Source organism: Aeromicrobium sp. UBA7512 (genome assembly GCF_002476985.1).
In the GTDB taxonomy this organism is placed as follows: Bacteria; Actinomycetota; Actinomycetes; order Propionibacteriales; family Nocardioidaceae; genus Aeromicrobium; species Aeromicrobium phoceense.
Window position 1 is genome coordinate 726,051 of the sequence record NZ_DLNK01000007.1, and the last position, 17,365, is coordinate 743,415.

Annotated in this window: 19 protein-coding genes; 11 read left to right on the forward strand and 8 right to left on the reverse strand. The window is 70.5% G+C overall.

The window, feature by feature from the left end; translation table 11 throughout:
* Positions 1-11: 11 nt before the first annotated feature.
* The 4 genes from B2363_RS14370 to B2363_RS14385 are packed head-to-tail and all read left to right on the forward strand — an operon-like array spanning position 12 to position 4,231.
* Positions 12-1,868 carry an Ig-like domain-containing protein gene (locus tag B2363_RS14370; protein ID WP_286931007.1) on the forward strand — a complete coding sequence of 619 codons (1,857 nt, stop codon included), beginning with the start codon at positions 12-14 and terminating at the stop codon, positions 1,866-1,868.
* Positions 1,868-2,260, forward strand: a complete 393-nt coding sequence (locus B2363_RS14375) for a hypothetical protein (RefSeq protein ID WP_286931009.1) — start codon at positions 1,868-1,870, stop codon at positions 2,258-2,260. Before B2363_RS14370 ends, B2363_RS14375 begins: the two co-directional genes overlap by 1 nt.
* Before the next feature lie 2 nt (positions 2,261-2,262).
* Positions 2,263-2,967 (forward strand): response regulator transcription factor, encoded by a 705-nt coding sequence (locus B2363_RS14380; RefSeq protein WP_286931011.1) that lies wholly within the window; start codon positions 2,263-2,265, stop codon positions 2,965-2,967.
* Positions 2,960-4,231 carry a histidine kinase dimerization/phospho-acceptor domain-containing protein gene (locus B2363_RS14385; protein ID WP_286931012.1) on the forward strand — a complete coding sequence of 424 codons (1,272 nt, stop codon included), beginning with the start codon at positions 2,960-2,962 and terminating at the stop codon, positions 4,229-4,231. The genes B2363_RS14380 and B2363_RS14385 overlap by 8 nt, the downstream gene beginning before the upstream one ends.
* Here the strand turns inward: B2363_RS14385 and B2363_RS14390 are convergent.
* Positions 4,196-4,663 carry an adenylyltransferase/cytidyltransferase family protein gene (locus B2363_RS14390; protein WP_181753125.1) on the reverse strand — a complete coding sequence of 156 codons (468 nt, stop codon included), beginning with the start codon at positions 4,661-4,663 and terminating at the stop codon, positions 4,196-4,198. The two genes, B2363_RS14385 and B2363_RS14390, sit on opposite strands and share 36 nt — an antisense overlap.
* A gap of 72 nt (positions 4,664-4,735) precedes the next feature.
* Between B2363_RS14390 and B2363_RS14395 the strand changes: the two genes are divergently transcribed.
* Positions 4,736-5,149: a CoA-binding protein gene (locus B2363_RS14395; RefSeq protein WP_286931013.1), complete on the forward strand. Its 414-nt coding sequence runs from the start codon at positions 4,736-4,738 to the stop codon at positions 5,147-5,149.
* A gap of 1 nt (position 5,150) precedes the next feature.
* On the opposite strand, the gene B2363_RS14400 is transcribed toward B2363_RS14395, so the two are convergent.
* Both B2363_RS14400 and dtd read right to left on the reverse strand, forming a co-directional pair.
* On the reverse strand, positions 5,151-6,254 hold the full coding sequence (locus B2363_RS14400; protein WP_286931014.1) for an LCP family protein: 1,104 nt from the start codon (positions 6,252-6,254) through the stop codon (positions 5,151-5,153).
* Positions 6,255-6,315: 61 nt separating this feature from the next.
* Positions 6,316-6,741 carry a D-aminoacyl-tRNA deacylase gene (gene dtd, locus B2363_RS14405; RefSeq protein WP_286931015.1) on the reverse strand — a complete coding sequence of 142 codons (426 nt, stop codon included), beginning with the start codon at positions 6,739-6,741 and terminating at the stop codon, positions 6,316-6,318.
* A gap of 48 nt (positions 6,742-6,789) precedes the next feature.
* Between dtd and B2363_RS14410 the strand changes: the two genes are divergently transcribed.
* From B2363_RS14410 to B2363_RS14420, 3 genes are read left to right on the forward strand one after another with little or no spacing between them, the layout of a single operon-like run.
* A complete protein-coding gene (locus tag B2363_RS14410) occupies positions 6,790-7,284 on the forward strand; it encodes an FABP family protein (RefSeq protein ID WP_286931016.1) in 495 nt (164 codons plus the stop codon).
* Positions 7,277-8,203 (forward strand): YgfZ/GcvT domain-containing protein, encoded by a 927-nt coding sequence (locus tag B2363_RS14415; RefSeq protein WP_286931018.1) that lies wholly within the window; start codon positions 7,277-7,279, stop codon positions 8,201-8,203. The genes B2363_RS14410 and B2363_RS14415 overlap by 8 nt, the downstream gene beginning before the upstream one ends.
* Positions 8,203-9,927, forward strand: coding sequence for a DEAD/DEAH box helicase (locus B2363_RS14420; RefSeq protein ID WP_286931019.1), 1,725 nt, complete (start codon positions 8,203-8,205; stop codon positions 9,925-9,927). The genes B2363_RS14415 and B2363_RS14420 overlap by 1 nt, the downstream gene beginning before the upstream one ends.
* A 16-nt stretch (positions 9,928-9,943) precedes the next feature.
* Here the strand turns inward: B2363_RS14420 and B2363_RS14425 are convergent, their stop codons facing one another.
* From B2363_RS14425 to B2363_RS14435, 3 genes are all read right to left on the reverse strand, one after another.
* On the reverse strand, positions 9,944-11,221 hold the full coding sequence (locus B2363_RS14425) for an endonuclease/exonuclease/phosphatase family protein (protein ID WP_286931020.1): 1,278 nt from the start codon (positions 11,219-11,221) through the stop codon (positions 9,944-9,946).
* Between the two features lie 68 nt (positions 11,222-11,289).
* Positions 11,290-12,798 (reverse strand): endonuclease/exonuclease/phosphatase family protein, encoded by a 1,509-nt coding sequence (locus B2363_RS14430; RefSeq protein WP_286931021.1) that lies wholly within the window; start codon positions 12,796-12,798, stop codon positions 11,290-11,292.
* Positions 12,799-12,807: 9 nt separating this feature from the next.
* Positions 12,808-14,325: a hypothetical protein gene (locus B2363_RS14435; protein WP_286931022.1), complete on the reverse strand. Its 1,518-nt coding sequence runs from the start codon at positions 14,323-14,325 to the stop codon at positions 12,808-12,810.
* 104 nt (positions 14,326-14,429) lie between these two features.
* Between B2363_RS14435 and B2363_RS14440 the strand changes: the two genes are divergently transcribed.
* The 3 genes from B2363_RS14440 (at position 14,430) to B2363_RS14450 (ending at position 16,024) form a co-directional block, all read left to right on the forward strand.
* Entirely contained in the window at positions 14,430-14,813 is a 384-nt protein-coding gene (locus B2363_RS14440; RefSeq protein ID WP_181753106.1) for a helix-turn-helix domain-containing protein, read from the forward strand.
* Positions 14,810-15,706 (forward strand): hypothetical protein, encoded by an 897-nt coding sequence (locus B2363_RS14445; protein WP_286931023.1) that lies wholly within the window; start codon positions 14,810-14,812, stop codon positions 15,704-15,706. The genes B2363_RS14440 and B2363_RS14445 overlap by 4 nt, the downstream gene beginning before the upstream one ends.
* 66 nt (positions 15,707-15,772) lie before the next feature.
* On the forward strand, positions 15,773-16,024 hold the full coding sequence (locus B2363_RS14450) for a DUF2516 family protein (RefSeq protein ID WP_181753104.1): 252 nt from the start codon (positions 15,773-15,775) through the stop codon (positions 16,022-16,024).
* Positions 16,025-16,042: 18 nt separating this feature from the next.
* Here the strand turns inward: B2363_RS14450 and B2363_RS14455 are convergent, their stop codons facing one another.
* Positions 16,043-16,969 (reverse strand): HAAS signaling domain-containing protein, encoded by a 927-nt coding sequence (locus tag B2363_RS14455; RefSeq protein WP_286931024.1) that lies wholly within the window; start codon positions 16,967-16,969, stop codon positions 16,043-16,045.
* A complete protein-coding gene (locus tag B2363_RS14460; RefSeq protein ID WP_286931025.1) occupies positions 16,969-17,301 on the reverse strand; it encodes a PadR family transcriptional regulator in 333 nt (110 codons plus the stop codon). Before B2363_RS14460 ends, B2363_RS14455 begins: the two co-directional genes overlap by 1 nt.
* Between the last annotated feature and the right edge of the window lie 64 nt (positions 17,302-17,365).

Consider the following 17,365-nt stretch of genomic DNA (forward strand, 5'->3'; position numbering starts at 1 on the left):
GCGTTGACCACATGAACCGGAACCAGAAGGCAGGTGGACCCGTGCGCATCGACTCCGCGCGTCGTTCCCTGACCCTGCTGGCCGTTCTGGCCCTGCTCGCGGTGGCCGCCTTCATCTCCCCGGGCTTCTCGTCCGCGACCTTCACCTCCACCACGCAGGGCACCGCCACCGTGCGCGCCGCCGCGGACTGGACGCCTCCGACCGTCGCCGTGACGTCCCCCGGCACGGCGGTCCAGGGCACCGTGACGATCGAGGCGCAGGCCTCCGACTCCGGGCTCGGCGTCAAGGACGTCACGGTCGAGTACAGCCCCGTCGGATCCGGCACCTGGACCGCGCTGTGCACCGACGCGACCGCCCCGTACTCCTGCGCATGGACCACCACCGCACTCGCCGACGGCCGCTACGATCTCCGGGCCCGTGCGACCGACCTGGCCGGGTACGAGACCACGTCCGACGCCGTCCGCACGGCGGTCGCGAACAAGCTGCTCGTCGTGATGAACGACCCGGGCGACACGGTCCGCGGCACGGTGCAGCTCTCCGCGGGCGCCTTCAACACCGGCACGCTCAGCCACACGGTGCGCCTCCAGTACCGCCTGGTGGGCGCCTCCACCTGGTCCACCGCCTGCTCGAACCTCGTCTCTCCCTACACGTGCTCGTGGAACTCGGCCGGCGTCGCGTCGGGTGACTACGAGTTCCGCGCCCAGCTCACGGCCGGCTCGACCACCACCACGTCGGAGGTCGTCACCGACGTCACCGTCGACAACGTCGCCCCGACCGTCACGATGATCGACCCCGGCACGCCGCTGAGCGGCACGCGCACCTTCGCCGCCACGGCCGCCGACGCCCACTCCGGCGTCGCCACCGTGGAGCTCCAGTACGCGGCTTCCGGCACCTCCACCTGGAAGTCGCTGTGCACGATCGAGGCCGAGCCGTGGTCCTGCCGCGCCGGCACCTCGGCCCTGGCGAACGGCACGTACTCGTTCCGCGCGGTCGCCACCGACGAGGCCGGCAACACGACGACCTCGGCCACCGTGGCGAACCGCGTCGTCGACAACACGGTGTCCTCGGTGTCGCTCGACGATCCCGGCGCCCTGCTGAGCCGCACGGCCACCCTCACCGCCGTCGCCAGCTCCACCGCCGGCGTCACGTCGGTGCGCATCCAGTACGCCCCGACCGGCGGCACCACCTGGACCGACGTCTGCACCGACACCACGTCGCCCTACACCTGCGCGTGGGACACGACGAAGGTCGCCAGCGCCGTGTACGACCTGCGCGCCGCCCTGCTCGACGGCTCCGGCCGGACGACGGTCTCGGCTCTCGAGACGGTGCCGGTGGACAACAGCCCCCTCGCGGGAGCCGACGTCCAGACCGCCAACGGCTCGGGCAGCACCGCCGGCCTGCCGGGCGCGAACGACACGATCACCTTCACGTACACCGCACAGGTCAACCCGGCCTCGGTCATGGCGGGCTGGAACGGGTCGGCCACGAACGTGCAGGTCCGGCTCCGTGACGGCAACCTGCCGGCGCTGCTCCGCGGCAGCAAGGGCGACACGCTCGACGTCCTCAACGGCAGCACCGTGCTGGGCCTGGGCTCGGTCAACCTCAAGGGCGACTACGTCCGGCTGCTGCGCACCGTCAGCCTGAACGCGACGATGACCGCCAGCACCACCACGGTGAACGGCCTGGACCGCACCGTCGTCACGCTGAAGCTCGGCACCTTCGCCAGTGGCAAGGCGAGCGACCTGCGGACGAACACCACCGCCGCCGCGATGGTGTGGACCCCGAGCAGTGCGGCCACCGATCTGTCGGGCATCCGTTCCTCCACCGCCAACGTCACCGAATCCGGCACCGCCGACAAGGACTTCTGATGCAACGCCTGCGCACGACCGCCTCTCGTTGGGCCGCGGCCGCCTGCCTCGCGATCGGCCTGGTCTACCTGACCCTGCTCCCGGCCGCACCGTCACGCGTCTACGTCGTGATGGAGATCGTGATCGCCGCGGTCGCCGGTCTCACCGCCGTGAAGATGTGGATGCACAACTGCTTCGAGTCGCACCTGGGCGCCGGCGCGCTCGTGGCCGCGACGGCGGGCAGCAGCCTGCTGGCCATGACGGTGGGACTCCCCGGCGACGGTGGTGGAGACTTCTCGGCCACCCGGCTGGCGCTGATCGCGCTCAGCGCGGCGGTCGTGGTGCTGCTGGTGCAGGACGGGCGAGTGAGACGGGAGCACGCTCTCCGCACCCGCCGGCCCTATGCTCGGTGACCGTGGCCACTCACGTGCTCGTCGTCGAGGACGACGACAAGATCGCCCCGCCCCTGGTCCGCACGCTCGAGCGTGAGGGCTACACCGTCGAGCGGGTGGCGGAGGGCCTCACGGCCGTCGAGCGGATCAGGGCCGGAGGCGTCGACCTCGTGCTGCTCGACCTGGGCCTGCCGGACATCGACGGGCTCGAGGTCTGCCGCCAGGTCCGCGAGGGCGGCTACCTCGGCGGCATCATCATCCTGACGGCGCGCGGCGGTGAGCTCGATCGCGTGGTCGGCCTCGACGTGGGGGCCGACGACTATCTCTCCAAGCCCTTCGCCCTGGCCGAGCTCCTCGCGCGGGCACGGGCGCTGCTGCGCCGCAGCGCGGCGGTCGAGCCCGTCGAGCCCGCGGTGGCCGCGGCACCCGCCTCCTCCGGCCTGCGCGTGGACCCGGCGTCGCGCCGGATCTGGGTGGGCATCACGGAGGTGGCCGTGACGTCGAAGGAGTTCGACGTCCTCGTCCTGCTCGACGAGGTGCGCGGAGCGGTGGTGACCCGCGAGCGCCTGACCAGCGACGTCTGGGACGAGAACTGGTTCGGCTCGACGAAGATGGTCGACGCCACGGTGGGCCGCCTGCGTCAGAAGCTCGAGGACGCCGGGGCGCCGGTGCAGATCACGAACGTCCGCGGCGTGGGCTTCCGGCTGGAGGACCAGGCCGATGCGTGAGCGGCTGGTCGTGGCCCTCGTGGGCATGACCGCGGCGATGCTCGCCCTCTACGGCATCCCGCGCGCCTACATGCTCGCCGACCTCGTCACCTCGTACGAGGAGCGCAAGATCGAGCGGGCCGCCGACCAGCTGGCCGCCGTCGTCGACGAGCGGCGCAAGAACGACTCCGCGGTCGACGTGGAGTTCCTCAGCGGCTTCCTCAGCGAGGCCGAGACACTGACCTACGAGCCCGAGACCGGGGCTCCCGTCGTCGCCGGGCCCGAGGTCGACCCCGCGGACGACATCGTGGAGACGCGCGACCTGGAGGACGGCGGGACGCTCACTCTGTCGCGGTCGCGCGACCTCATCGAGGAGCGGATCTCCGACGCGCTCGTGCCGCTGATCCTCATCGGCCTCAGCCTCGTGGCGATCGCCGCGGCCTTCGGCTACGTCCTGGCGCGGCGGCTGTCGCGGCCCTTCGACGAGCTCGCCGAGGCGGCCGACCGGTTGGGCCTCGGACGCTTCGACGTGGATCCCCCGCACTACTCGATCCCCGAGGCCGAGGCGATCGGCGCCGCTCTGCGGACGAGCTCCGCCCGGCTGGGCGAGCTCGTGCGACGGGAGCGCGAGTTCGCGGCCAACGCCTCGCACCAGCTGCGGACGCCGATCACGGCGCTGCGCCTCGAGCTGGAGGACCTCTCGATGTGGCCGCAGACGCCGCCCGAGGTCGCCGAGGAGCTCAATCGCTACCTGCCTGAGCTCGACCGGCTGAGCAGCGCGATCGACGAGCTGCTGGGCCTGGCCCGGGGTCAACGACTCGGCGACGCCTCCGACGTCGACCTGAGCGAGCTGGTGAGCGACGTGGTCGCTCGCTGGAAGCCCATCGTCGCGCCCGACAACTACATGGTGCACCAGATCGAGCGGGGCCAGGTCTTCGCTCGCGTCGTCCCGGGGCCGGTGGTGCAGATCCTCGACGTGCTCATCGAGAACGCGTCGAGCCACGGCGTCAGCCCGGTCACCGTCGAGGCCAAGGACACCGGCTCCTACGTGGAGATCGTGGTGGCCGACCGCGGGCGCCGCACCTTCGGGAATGAGATCTTCAACCGCGGTGCCAGTCGCAAGCAGGGCGACGTGGGAGGTCTCGGACTGACGATCGCCGCCGACCTCGCGAGCACGATGGGCGGCTACCTCGAGCTCGTCGAGGCCGAGCACACCACCTTCCGGCTGCTGCTGCCGGGCCTCGGCGACTCAGGTGAGGTCGCGGTAGTGGTCGAGGAGGCGTGAGAGGACGCCCAGCGCGTCCTGCATCTCCTCGATGTGCGCCGGGTCCAGCACCCGCAGCATCTCCTTGAGGCCCGTCGTGGAGATGCCCTTCGTGCGCGGCAGGTACTCCACCCGGCACAGGTCGGACAGGTCGTCGAACTTGCCCGTCCAGTCGTCGCCCATCACGAACACGTCGACCTCCTGCTCGACGATGTCGCGGCGCTTCTGCTCCCACGACTCCTCGGGCAGGACCAGGTCGACGCCCTTGATCGCGCCCACGATGGCGGCGCGATCGGCGTAGGGGACCACCGTGCTCTTGCCCTTCCCGGCGTTGAAGTCGTCGGTGGAGACCCCGACCACGAGCCGGTCGCCCATCGAGGACAGGCGCTCCAGCAGGCGCAGGTGGCCGATGTGGAAGAGGTCGAAGGTTCCGTAGGTCAGGACGGTCGTCACGAGTTCAGGATACGGACGCCGCGGGGCCGCTCCCGACCGGCGCGCACGGGCGGTCGAGGTTACGGTCGGAGCATGACCGACTGGCAGGATCCCGCCGCCGTTTCCCTCATGCTCGACGACCTCGACACGTGGGCCGTCGTGGGGTTGTCGAACAACACCTCGCGCACCGCCTACTCGATCGCGCAGCTGCTCCAGCGGCGCGGCAAGCGCATCGTGCCCATCCACCCCGACGCGCCGGTGGTGCTGGGGGAGCAGGGCTACGCGACGCTGGCCGACGTGCCGTTCCCGATCGACGTCGTCGACGTCTTCCGCCGCTCCGAGGAGGCCGGGCCGTTCGCCGACCAGGCCGTGGAGATCGGCGCGCAGGCGGTCTGGTTCCAGCTGGGGGTCATCGACCAGGCCGCCTTCGAGCGCACGATCGACGCCGGACTGGCCATGGTGATGGACACGTGCCCGGCGATCGAGTGGAACCGCCGGGGCGCCTAGGTCAGGAGACCTCTTCGGGGTCGGGCAGGACGTCGTCGGGGTACTTCTGCAGGTACTCCGCCATGCGGTCCTTGCTCAGCGCGGTGAACAGCTCCTCCATCTTGTCCGGCTGGAGCACCACGACGCTGCCGTAGGTGGGGTCGGTCTGGGTGCCCTGCACCGGGGCCGTCATGAAGGTGACGTCATCAGTGCGGATGCCGCGGAGCGACAGCGCCAGCTTGGCCATCGCCGTGCCCGACCAGCCCTCGTCGACCGTGAGGTTCTTGGTCAGCGCCGAGACCGTCTTGGTGAGCTTCGTCGGGCTCGTGGTGACGCCCGAGCTGAGCATCTTGCCCATGAGGGAGCGCATGAAGTTCTGCTGGCGCTTGATCCGGTCGAAGTCGCCACCGGCGAGTCCGTACCGCGTGCGGACGTAGTCGAGCGCCTTCTTGCCCTCCAGCGTCTGCGTGCCCGAGTCCCACTGGATCTTCTGCTGGGGGTCGTAGAACGACTCCGGGATCGTCACCTCGACGCCGCCGACGGCGGACGACAGGTCCTTGAAGCCCTCCCAGTCGATGATCGTCAGGTGGTCCATCTTCAGGCCGGTGAGGTTCTCCACTGTGTTGATCGCCGCGCGCGGCCCGCCGGCGCTGAACGCGGCGTTGATCTTCTCGGAGTGGTCGGTCTCGCCCTTCTCGTCGTAGATCGGGACGAACGAGTCGCGGGGCAGCGAGACGAGGTAGACCTTCTTCCGGTCCGCCGGGATGTGCACCACCATGAGCGTGTCGCTGCGGTACTTGCCGGTGGGCCAGTCGCCCGAGGCGGCGTCCTCGGCGATCGTGGTCTTCTTGGACTGGCCCTCCTGGGGCTCGCCCTTGTCAGAGCCCAGCAGCAGGATGTTGAGCGCGCGGCCCTCGTCGGGGTCGGGCTGCTCCTCGATGACCTTCACCTTGTCGACGTCGTCGAGCTTGCGCTTGAGGTTCCAGGCGTAGGCCGAACCTCCCACGAGCGGCAGCAGCACGATCAGCACGGCCGCCCAGACGATGGCAGGGTGGCGCTGGCGGAAGGAACGACGGTTCGACGCGCGCGATCCGGGTCGCCGGACCGCTTCGGGTGCGTCTGTCACCGCTCACTCCTCATGGTTGTCACAACCTTTCCAGTATGACGGCCGTTGCTGAGAGGAGTTTTCAGGAATCCAACACGATCGTCACGGGGCCGTCATTGACCAGCTCGACCGCCATGTCGGCGCCGAAGACGCCGCGCTCCACGGGCATGCCGGCGCTCTCGACGGCGGCACAGAACGCGTCGTAGAGCGGCTCGGCCACGGGGCCGGGAGCCGCTGCGCCCCACGAGGGCCGGCGTCCCTTGCGGGTGTCGGCGTACAGCGTGAACTGGCTGATCGCCAGGACCCCGCCACCGATCTCGTCCACCGACCGCTCTCCGGCCATGATGCGGAGCCGGGCGATCTTGGCGGCCAGCTGCCGTGCGTCCTCGGCGGTGTCCTCGTGGGTGACGCCCAGCAGCACCACGAGCCCCGGCCCGTCGAGGCGGCCCACGGCCTCGCCGTCGACACGGACTTCGGCCCGGCTCACCCGCTGCACCACCGCACGCATGGCAGGAGCGTAGCGGCGCCTTCTCCGGCGGCCGATAGCATGGAACCCATGGCCTTCCAGATTCCCACCGACCTGCACCCCGAGCTGATGCCCGTGGCGTGGCTCCTCGGGACCTGGCACGGCAACGGCCGCGGCGACTACCCCACCATCGAGGCGTTCGGCTACGAGCAGGAGGTGGCCTTCGCCCATGACGGCCGGCCGTTCCTGCACTACTTCAGCCGCACCTGGATCACCGACGAGGCGGGGGAGCGCGTTCGCCCCGGCGCCCTCGAGACCGGCTTCCTGCGTCCCTCGGAGGAGGGCAGGGTCGAGCTGGTCCTGGCGCACCCCACCGGGTACGCCGAGATCTGGTACGGCGAGGTGGACGGCGCCCGGATCACCCTGGCCACCGACGTCGTGGCCCGTACCGTGACCGCCAAGGAGTACACCGCGGGACAGCGGATGTACGGACTCGTCGAGGGCGCGCTGATGTACGCCTACGACATGGCCGCCGAGGGTCAGCCCATGCAGTCGCACCTCTGGGGAAAGCTCGAGCGTGCGTAGCCCGCTGCTGGACCGCCAGGGCGCCGTCGACTCCGAGGGTCTCGACGCGGGCGTCGCGGCGCACTACGGCTCCACCTTCGCCGCCGAGCAGCGCGCGCTGCTGTCGGGCGAGGGCTTCGTCGACCTCTCGAACCGCGACGTCCTGCGGATCACCGGTCCCGACCGGCTGACGTGGTTGCACTCGCTCACCACGCAGTACCTCGAGGGCCTGGCCGCCGGTCGCTGGACCGACGTGCTGCTGCTCTCGCCGCAGGGCCGGATCGAGCACGACTTCAGCGGCGTCGACGACGGCGAGACCTTCTGGGCCCACACCGAGCCCGGTGCGGGCGCGGCGCTGGTGCAGTTCCTCGACCGGATGCGCTTCATGTCGCGCGTCGAGGTCGCGGCGGTCGACGACCGCTTCGTCGTCGGCCGGTACGCCGACGGCCTCGTCACCGAGCTCACCGACGACCTGACCTCCGTGCCGGGCACGCCCGTGGGCGTGCTGGCCTGGGAGGCGCTGCGGATCGAGGCGGGACGGCCCCGCTTCGGCCTCGACACCGACGAGCGCACGATCCCCAACGAGGTCGGGCTGCTCGGCTCGGCCGTCCACCTCGACAAGGGCTGCTACCGGGGCCAGGAGACGGTGGCCCGCGTCTACAACCTCGGCCGCCCGCCCCGCCGGCTGACCCTGCTCCACGTCGACGGCTCCGTCGACCACCTCCCGGCGCACGGTGCCGACGTCCTCCTCGGCGACAAGGTCGTCGGGCAGGTCGGCAGTGCCGCACGCCACCACGAGCTCGGGCCCATCGCGCTCGCGCTGATCAAGCGGAACACCCCGGTCGACGCCACGCTCCTCGCCGACGGCGTCGCCGCCGCCCAGGAACCGATCGTCGACCCCGACGCAGGCCTGCACGTGCGGGCCGGATTGAACCTGTGATGACCGAAGAGACCTCTTTCGACCACCTCGGCCTGGACGACTCGCTCGTCGCCGTGGTGCGCGGGCTCGGCTACGAGACGCCCAGCCCGATCCAGGCGCAGGCGATCCCCGCGCTGCTCAAGGGCGGCGACGTCGTGGGCCTGGCCCAGACCGGCACCGGCAAGACCGCCGCGTTCGCGCTGCCCATGGTCCAGCGCCTCGACCCCGGCTCGCCGCGCACCCAGGCGCTCGTCCTGGCGCCCACGCGCGAGCTCGCGCTGCAGGTCAGCGAGGCGATCCAGAGCTACTCCGCCGGCACGGGCCTGAAGGTGCTGCCGGTCTACGGCGGCCAGAGCTACGGCGCCCAGCTGCAGGGCCTCAAGCGCGGTGCGCAGGTCGTCGTCGGCACGCCCGGTCGCGTGATCGACCACCTCGACCGCGGCTCGCTCGACCTGTCGCACCTGGAGATGCTCGTCCTCGACGAGGCCGACGAGATGCTCAACATGGGCTTCGCCGAGGACGTCGAGCGCATCCTGGCCGACACCCCCGAGTACAAGCAGGTCGCCCTCTTCTCCGCGACGATGCCCCCGGGCATCCGCCGGCTCGCGAAGCGGTACCTGCACGACCCGCAGGACATCTCGACCCCCGAGGCCAAGCGCAGCACCACCAGCGTGCGCCAGCGCTGGATGCCGGTCTCGCACCACAACAAGCTCGACGCGCTGACGCGCGTGCTCGAGGTCGAGCAGGGCGACGCGATGCTGATCTTCGTGCGCACGAAGTCGGCCACCGAGGAGCTCGCCGAGAAGCTCCGCAGCCGCGGCTACACCGTGGCCGCGCTCAACGGCGACCTCGCCCAGGCCCAGCGCGAGCGCACCGTCGGCCAGCTCAAGAGCGGCGCGATCGACATCGTGGTGGCCACCGACGTGGCCGCACGCGGGCTCGACGTGGACCGCATCACCCACGTGGTCAACTACGACATCCCGCACGACCCCGAGGCCTACGTTCACCGCATCGGCCGCACGGGCCGCGCCGGCCGCTCGGGCGACGCCATCGTGTTCGTCACCCCGCGCGAGCGCCGGATGCTCGAGTCCCTCGAGCGGGTCTCGGGCCGGCCGGTGGAGCAGATGCCGGTGCCGACGCCCGACGAGGTCAACGCCCGCCGCGCCGACCGGTTCGCCAGCTCGATCACCAACGCCATGGGCGACCCGCAGTTCAGCGTGTACCGCGGGCTCGTGGAGCAGTACGCGCAGGAGCACGACGTCGACATGACCGACATCGCGGCCGCACTCGCCGTGATGGGTCAGGACGACAAGGAGTTCTTCCTGCGTCCCGACCCGCCGCAGGAGAAGCGGGCCCCGCGCGAGCGCAGTGAGCGCGCTCCGCGTCCCACCTCCGACGGCATGGCCACCTACCGGCTGGCGGTGGGCAAGCGCCACAAGATCCGGCCCGCGATGGTCGTCGGCGCGCTCGCCAACGAGGGCGGCCTGAAGCGCTCGGACTTCGGCAAGATCACGATCGGGCTCGAGCACACGATCGTGGAGCTGCCGGCCGACCTGCCCGACGCGGTGTTCGACCAGCTGGCCGGCACCCGCATCTCGGGCCGCAAGATCGACATCCAGCCCGACGCGGGCCGTCCCGGCGGCGACCGCAAGCGTCCGCCGTCGAAGCCCTACGCCAAGGGCGCGGGCAAGCCGTACTCCAAGCCCGACGCGAAGGACAAGAAGCCCCGCCACAAGAAGGGCTGAGGCCGGCGCGCCCGGGTCAGGAGATCTGGGCGCGCACCAGCAGCGGGTGGTGGTCCGAGGGCAGCGGGGCCACGAAGCGGCCGCCGGACATCAGGCCGACGTTGGCCCACTGCACCACGCGCGACCGGCCGGGGCGCACCCAGACCTTGTCCACGTGGTCGCCCCACGTCACACCGACGACGGGCTGCGTGGACCAGCGCGGGTTGGCGGTGTTGAAGTGCTGGCGCGACACCGAGCGGGCCTGCTCGTAGGCGTCGTAGAAGCCGTTCGCGTGCATCACGGACTCGAGCCGGCTGTTGCCGGCGCGGCTGCGGTTCGTGTTGAAGTCGCCGATCAGGACGACGGGCAGGTTGTGCATCCGCTTGCCCCACCACGCGAGCTGGCCGTTGAGGTCGGAGAAGATCTTCGAGGTCTGGGAGGCGCGGACGCCGGCGTTGGAGCGGGCCTCGTCGACCTTGAGGTGGACGCCCACGAAGACGGCGGCCTGGCCGCTGGCCCGGTGGCGCAGGACCGTCCAGGGTGCGTCCTTGCCCTCGGGCTCGGCAACGCCGTCGAGCGGCAGCACGCACGGCTCGACCCGCACGTCCTTCCTGGCGACTGGGTCCCACGTGGTCTCGCACTCGGACGACTGCTGGGTGGCCGACAGGCGCTGCGTCACCTGCTCGAAGGCGGCGGTGCGGTAGAAGATGCGGTTGTCCTTGCCACCGAGGGTCTCGGTGTAGCCGGGGATCTGGGCGCCCTTCCACTGGCTGGCCTCCTGGACGGCCAGGACGTCGGGCCTGATCCGCTGGACCTCCCGGACCACGAGGGGCATCCGCGAGCTCCAGCGGCTGCACGCGTTCGAGCAGACGTTGTAGCTCATCAGCTTGTAGGCGGGGTACCGCTTGGTGCTGAGGGACTTCGAGGCTGCGGGGGTCACGCGGGCGATGCGGGCCGACCGCTTGCCGGCCTTGGAGCCGTTCACGGCACGCACCTGGATCCAGACGGTGCGGTTGCGGCGCAGCTTCGTGATCGTCGCCCGCCGGGACTTCGTGGTGACGCGGGCCTTCTTGGCCTTCAGGACTCCGGCGCGGGAGCCCGCGGCGAAGACCTGGTACTTCTTGGCTCGCGTGGCCTTCGGCCAGGTGATCGAGACCTTGGCGTACTTCTTGCCACCGGACTCGTAGGTGGCGGCGCCGGTGACCGACACCAGGCCGACCCCGCCGGGCTTCTTGGAGGCCGCCTCCGCGGGCGTGCCGAGCGTCGCCGCGGTGAGGACGGCGATCACGGAACAGGCGAGCAGGCGAAGACGCATGGTCGAGAGCCTAACCGCCGGATGTCACTTCAGTCACATCGTTTTCAGCAGGAGGACAGGGCCGGACGTCAGTTGAGCGTGCCCGGTGCGACGTCCTCGTCGATCTCCGCGGGCACGGTGACGACCTCGCTGGGCTCCTTCACGAGCTCCTCGTCCTCGCGCTCGAGGGCCACGGTGGCGCCGATCATGTTGTGGTCGGACAGCCACGGTCCGACGTAGGTGGTGCCGCTCAGGCTGGCCCACTGCTTCCAGGCCGGGACGGCCCACTGGTCGGATACGTAGATGTGGTCGACGTGGTCGGCGGACATGATCGCCGAGTCGCCGCGGCGGCTGCCGGTGTTGACCTGGGCGTTCTCGGTGTCCTCGGCGACTTCCACAGAGTCGCGGTACCCGTTCGCGCGCACGATCGGGCCGACGGTGTCGCCGTTGCGGTGCGTTCCCGAGTTGAAGTCGCCGGCCAGCACGACCGGATCGCCCGCGGGATTGACCGAGGCGAGGCCACCCATCAGGGTGCGCATCTCGGAGGCGCGCTGACCGGTCTTGTTGTGGCCGCTGAGGAGGTGGACGCTGACGACGACGAACGGCCGCTCGGTCTCCTTGTCCTCCAGGCGCGCCCACGTGGCCCAGCGGCCGTGGCCCAGCGACCAGCGACCGCCGGCGAGCTGCTCGAACTTCTCCGGCGAGTAGAAGAGGTAGCGCGAGTTGCCGCCGCCCTGGGCCATCACGAGCCCGCGCGGTCCTCCGCTGAAGGCGGCGTTCGTGGTCGGGCCGACCCGCTTCCCGCCCGCCTCCTGGACGGCCATGATGTCGACCTCGGCCGCGTGGACCTGCGCGGCCTGCGGCCCGCGGCGGCCGCCGAAGCCCGAGCACGCCTCGGCGCAGATGTTCCACGAGCCGATCGTGAACTCCGACGCCTCGGGGGGAGTGGTGACCTTGATCGGCGGCCCGAACTCGCTGACGCCGGCCTCGCCGACGGCACGGACGCGCACGTAGTAGGTCTTCTCGGGCTTGAGCGAGGTGGTGGCGAAGGCGGTGCCACCCTCCTTCAGGCGCCGGACCTTGCGCGGCAGCTCGCGCTTGGAATGGGACACCGCGACGTCGTAGGTGGTGGCGTAGGCGGCGCGCTTCCACTTCAGCACGGCGCCGTCGGGCGCCGTGAGCTTCACCTTAGGCTTCGCCGGCACGTGGGGCAGCAGCGTGACGGTGCCCTCGACCGCCATCTCGGTGTCTCCCTCGTCGACGGCCTCGACGCGGTAGCTCACGCGGCCCTTGGGGTCGGCGGCGTCCGGCGCGGGCAGGACCGCCTGCGGCTGGGTGGTGATGAGGGTGCGCGTGGGCTTGGTCAGGTCCTCGCCGAGGCTGACCCGGTACTCGCTGCCGTTGCCCGCCCACGCGAGCGACACCTCGCGGGGATCGACGTCGACCGAGGTGACCTTGAGATAGGGCTCCTCGAGCCCCGCCAGCTCGACGACCGGGCCGCGGCCCTCGGAGTCGGTGGTGGCGGCCAGCAGGCCGGCGAACCCGGTCAGCGCGACGCCCGCGCCCACCAGGCACACTGAGCGAAAAAGACCGGCCACGTGGGCATCCTACGGGGTCGCGACGACCAGCCTCGCGACGACGGGATTGTGGTCGGACGGGAACGGCGTGGAGTACTCGCGGCCGGTCTCGGTCTGGATGAAGTTCGCCGGCATCGACCAAGCCTCCACCGTGATTCCCGAGCTCGGGACGAAGATCGCGTCGACGTGGTGACCGTTCGACTTCGGCACCGGCACACCGGCGTTCGCGCTGTTCAGCTCGGCGTTGATCGCCGAGCCGGCGAGGCCGAGCGAGTTCACGATGCCGTGGCGCGCGAAGCGCTGGGTGGGGGCGTCGAAGCCACCGGGGTAGTTGTCCTGGTTCGCGTTCGACTCGTTCGAGTTGAAGTCCCCGCCCCACACCACCGGGAGGCGGTGCGGGTTGAGGGCGTTGACCTTGGAGATCAGCCGCGCGGTCTGCTTGAGGCGTAGCTCGTCACGAGCGGCGCCCTTGTGCGGCTCGAGGTGGGCGTTGGTGACGATGAAGGCGGTCCCCGTCTTCCGGTCGCGCAGCAGGTTCCACGTGGCGTACCGGCCGGTGGCGGAGTCCAGCGTGAGGCCGCCACCGCCGAGGGCGGTGAACCGCGACGACCGGAAGTAGATCGTCTTGGCGCTCTTGTAGGCGCCGCGGGTGAAGCCGGGCAGCTGCGTGTGGAAGGCGGTCCGGGTCGCCGACTCCTGCGTCACCACGACGTCGGGGGAGCCCGACCGGACGACCGCGCCGGCCAGCGGCTTGCGCACGGCCCAGGTCGGCACGTTGCGCAGGAACCACGCGCCGCTGTCGGCGCTGCGGCACTTGTCCTCGCCGCACAGGTTGTACGTCGCGACGGTGACCCGCGAGGGGACGGCGGCCAGCTTGGTGCGCGTGACGGGACCCCACGCGCCCTTGACCTTCCCGTTCACGCCACGGACCCGGGCGTGGTAGGTCATGCCGCCGTTGAGGTCGTCGATTCTGGCGCCGAGGCCCTTGCGGCCCGCCTGGACGACCCGGCCGCTGAAGCGATGGTTGGTCGACAGCTGGATCTCATAGCTCGAGGCGCTCCTGACCTTCGACCAGTGGTACGACAGGTAGTGCCCACGGCCGCCCACGACGCGGTTCGCGGTGCCCTTGCCGACGCGCAGGTTCGCCTTCTTCCAGCGCGTGGCGGCCTTGTACTTCCCGCGGTAGGAGGTGAGGCGGTAGTAGAAGTCGGTGCCGGAGTTGGGCCGCAGCGCCCGGAACGTGATGGAGTTCCGGCGCGTCTTGACCTTGCGGATGCAGGACCTCGCGCGTGGAGCCGTCTTGACGCAGATCGCGACCTTCTTGGCGCGGGCAGGACGCGCCCAGTGGATCGTGAGCGTCGACGTGCTGGTCTTCGCTCGGATCTTCGTGACCTTGGCGGGCTTCTTCGGGGCGGCGTCCGCAGCGGCGGCGGGGGCGATGAGGAAGGTGCCGGTGAGGGCGAACGCGAGCAGGGCCCGGTGGAGCAAGGAGGTCATGGAGAAGCGGGCTGGGTCGAAGGTGCGGCCGCCCGAGAGCACATCGGCCACCACAGGCTAACGCGAGCCCCACCCGTTTCACGTCTTTTCACCCCGTCGTGTCCGTTGCATCACACTTGCTTGCAAATGCTAACTTTTGCAAGCACGCTGGAGACATGGGAAAGCTGAACGTGTCGGGAAGCGTCGGGTCGGCCGTGGGGTCGCTCGGCGAGTACCTGCGCGACCAGCGCACCCAGGCGCAGATGTCGCTGCGACAGCTGGCCGAGCTCGCGGACGTCTCGAATCCGTACCTCAGCCAGATCGAGCGAGGTCTGCGCAAACCGTCCGCCGAGGTGCTGCAGCAGATCGCGAAGGCACTGAGGATCTCGGCCGAGTCGCTCTACGTCCGCGCCGGCATCCTCGATGCCGAGCAGTCGGGAGCGCCCCTGGTCGAGGACGCCATCGACCGCGATCCGCGGTTGACCGCACGCCAGAAGACGGCGCTGCGGGACATCTACCGTTCGTTCGTCGGAACCGCAGACCTCGAGGAGAACCCATGAGCATCACCGACACCATCAACGCCCAGATCAAGTCCATCCTGGACGACATCGCCGCCCTGCCGTCCACGGTCAAGGGCTTCGACGTGAGCACCCTGCAGAAGAAGGCCGAGACCCTCGCGCAGACCGCGCTCGGCTCCGCCACGGCCGCCTACTCCGACCTCGTGAAGAAGAGCGACGACTTCCGCGTCCTGGCCAAGAGCCTGACCGTCGACGACGTCCGCACGGCCGCCGAGGACTTCTCGGCCCGCGCCGAGGCCTTCGTCGCCGAGCTGCGCGGCAAGGTCGAGGACGTCAAGGTCGACGACCTCAAGAGCGCCGTCGACGACTTCCGCGAGAAGGCCGACGACCTGGTCGACGACCTCAAGGGCAAGGCCGAGGAGATCATCGACGAGCTCACCGCCAAGGCCGAGGACCTGACCGGCAAGGCCGCCGAGGCCGTCGAGGACGCCACCGAGAGCGCCGGTGCGGCTGCCGCGTCGTTCGCCAGCTCGGCCCGCATCCGCAAGGCCACGGCGCCGACCGGCACGAAGAAGGCCACGCCGGCCAAGAAGTCGAGCACCTCCGCCGCGACCGCCGCGAAGAAGGAGTCGGCGGCGAAGAAGACCGCCGCCAAGAAGTCGACGGCGAAGTCCACCGCGGCGAAGAAGTCGACGGCGAAGTCCACCACCGCCAAGAAGGCCTCGACCGCGAAGTCCACGACGGCCAAGAAGGCGCCGGCCACGAAGTCCGCTTCCACCGCGACCGCCAAGAAGACCTCCGCGGCCAAGAAGACGACGCCGGCCAAGAAGGCCACGGCGACGAAGTCCGCCGCCGCGAAGAAGGCGCCGGCGAAGAAGGCCTCGACCTCGTCGACGACCACGTCGTCCACGGGTGCGCCGAGCACCTCGGCCTGACCTCGTCCCCCAGGGAATCCACGGTGGGCACCACCTCAGGGTGGTGCCCACCGTAGTCTTCCCCCCATGGGTTTCGTGACCGGACTGATCTGGTGGGTCTTGATGTGCACCAAGGTCTTCGCCCTGGTCGACTGCGTCCGCCGCAAGCCGTACGACTTCGAGATGGCCGGCACGCTGCCCAAGAACATCTGGCTGGTGATCCTGCCGCTGTCGATCTTCGTCGACATCGTCGTGCGCCAGCCGATCAGCATCCTGCCGCTGCTGGGCACCGTCGCCGCGCTGGTCTACCTCGCGCAGACGCGGGGCTCGGGCTACTGACCCTCGCCCCGCGCACGCTCACCCGCGGCTGCGGGCGTACGCCTTGCGGAAGCCGTCGAACGCCTCCCACAGGCTGACCAGGCCCACGCCGACCGCGATCCCGTTCATCGCCTTCTGGGTGACGTCGGCGTCCCACCCCAGGTGGGTGATCAGGTCGGGGTTCACGATGGCCCCGTCGAGCAGCAGCACGATGGTGGGCACGGCGAACAGCAGGGTGAGCGCGAGGTTCGCCCAGGCCGCCGGCCAGGTCCAGCCGGTGCGGTGGATCCACAGCAGGTGACCCAGCTCGAGCGCCAGGGTCAGCAGCACGAGCGGCAGGTACCAGGACCACAGGTCCGGGTCGGCCATCGGGATCCGCTCGCCGTCGGCGAAGAACGGCGAGCCGAAGTGCTGCCACACGATCAGGACCGCGAAGATCGGCAGGAAGACCAGCCCGGCGACGAGGTCGGCGGTGCCGGTGCCCGCGTCGGTCTCGGGCAGCTGGTCGACCGACCAGGTCTCGACCTCGGCCTTCGTCCCCGTCCACTCCAGGACCACGAACACGAGGGTCGTCCAGAAGACCAGGTGCACGATCATCTCGAGCATCATCCACACGCCGCCGCCGATGATCGACCCGATCGAGTCGCCGTCGAATGCGTCGACGAGGACGACGACCGCGGTGACGATCGGTGCCACGACCGCGACGAGGATCGTCGTGAGACGCAGCCACGGGAAGAACAGTCGAGGGCCGATGAGCACGGGCTCGCGCCCCGTGTAGTCGACGGCCACGCGCAGCGGGTCGCCGAGCTCCTCGAGGGCCTCGCGCTCCGCGTCAGGCGTGCCGCCGCGGGCGGCGACGGTGTCGCCGATCCGCTCGCGCAGCTCGGCGGCGACCTCGGTGCGGGTGCTGCCCGGCAGCCAGCGGGTGGCTGCGTGGACGTACCGGTCGGTCAGGGTGGTGGTCATCAGCTTCCTCCGGAGGTGAGCCGCCCCAGGGCGGTGTCGATCTCGTGCCAGTCGGCCAGCAGGGCCTCGGTGAGGCGCTCCCCGGCTTCACTCGTGCGGTAGAACTTCCGCGGCCGTGCCTCGTCGGTGTTCCACGCGCTGGTGAGCAGTCCCTGCTTCTCGAGGCGTCGCAGCAGGGGGTAGAGCGTGTTGCCGTCCACGGCGATGCCCGCCGCGGCCAGCGACTCGAGCAGGCCGTAGCCGTACCCCGGCTCGCGCAGGCTGAGCAGTGACGCGAGCACGACGGTGCCCCGGCGCAGCTCCTGCAGATGTTGCTGGGTCAACTCGTCCATGCGTCACACCATAGTGTGCGTCACACACTATACGCAAGACGCACAGGTTAGCGGCGGGCTTGGA

Excerpts from the sequence above, each read along its gene's own strand:
- B2363_RS14370 (WP_286931007.1), top strand. The coding sequence starts at position 12 with ATGAACCGGAACCAGAAGGCAGGTGGACCCGTGCGCATCGACTCCGCG.
- B2363_RS14375 (WP_286931009.1), top strand. The coding sequence starts at position 1,868 with ATGCAACGCCTGCGCACGACCGCCTCTCGTTGGGCCGCGGCCGCCTGC.
- B2363_RS14385 (WP_286931012.1), top strand. The coding sequence starts at position 2,960 with ATGCGTGAGCGGCTGGTCGTGGCCCTCGTGGGCATGACCGCGGCGATG.
- B2363_RS14395 (WP_286931013.1), top strand. The coding sequence starts at position 4,736 with ATGACCGACTGGCAGGATCCCGCCGCCGTTTCCCTCATGCTCGACGAC.
- dtd (WP_286931015.1), bottom strand. The coding sequence starts at position 6,741 with ATGCGTGCGGTGGTGCAGCGGGTGAGCCGGGCCGAAGTCCGTGTCGAC.
- B2363_RS14410 (WP_286931016.1), top strand. The coding sequence starts at position 6,790 with ATGGCCTTCCAGATTCCCACCGACCTGCACCCCGAGCTGATGCCCGTG.
- B2363_RS14420 (WP_286931019.1), top strand. The coding sequence starts at position 8,203 with ATGACCGAAGAGACCTCTTTCGACCACCTCGGCCTGGACGACTCGCTC.
- B2363_RS14425 (WP_286931020.1), bottom strand. The coding sequence starts at position 11,221 with ATGCGTCTTCGCCTGCTCGCCTGTTCCGTGATCGCCGTCCTCACCGCG.
- B2363_RS14440 (WP_181753106.1), top strand. The coding sequence starts at position 14,430 with ATGGGAAAGCTGAACGTGTCGGGAAGCGTCGGGTCGGCCGTGGGGTCG.
- B2363_RS14445 (WP_286931023.1), top strand. The coding sequence starts at position 14,810 with ATGAGCATCACCGACACCATCAACGCCCAGATCAAGTCCATCCTGGAC.
- B2363_RS14450 (WP_181753104.1), top strand. The coding sequence starts at position 15,773 with ATGGGTTTCGTGACCGGACTGATCTGGTGGGTCTTGATGTGCACCAAG.
- B2363_RS14455 (WP_286931024.1), bottom strand. The coding sequence starts at position 16,969 with ATGACCACCACCCTGACCGACCGGTACGTCCACGCAGCCACCCGCTGG.
- B2363_RS14460 (WP_286931025.1), bottom strand. The coding sequence starts at position 17,301 with ATGGACGAGTTGACCCAGCAACATCTGCAGGAGCTGCGCCGGGGCACC.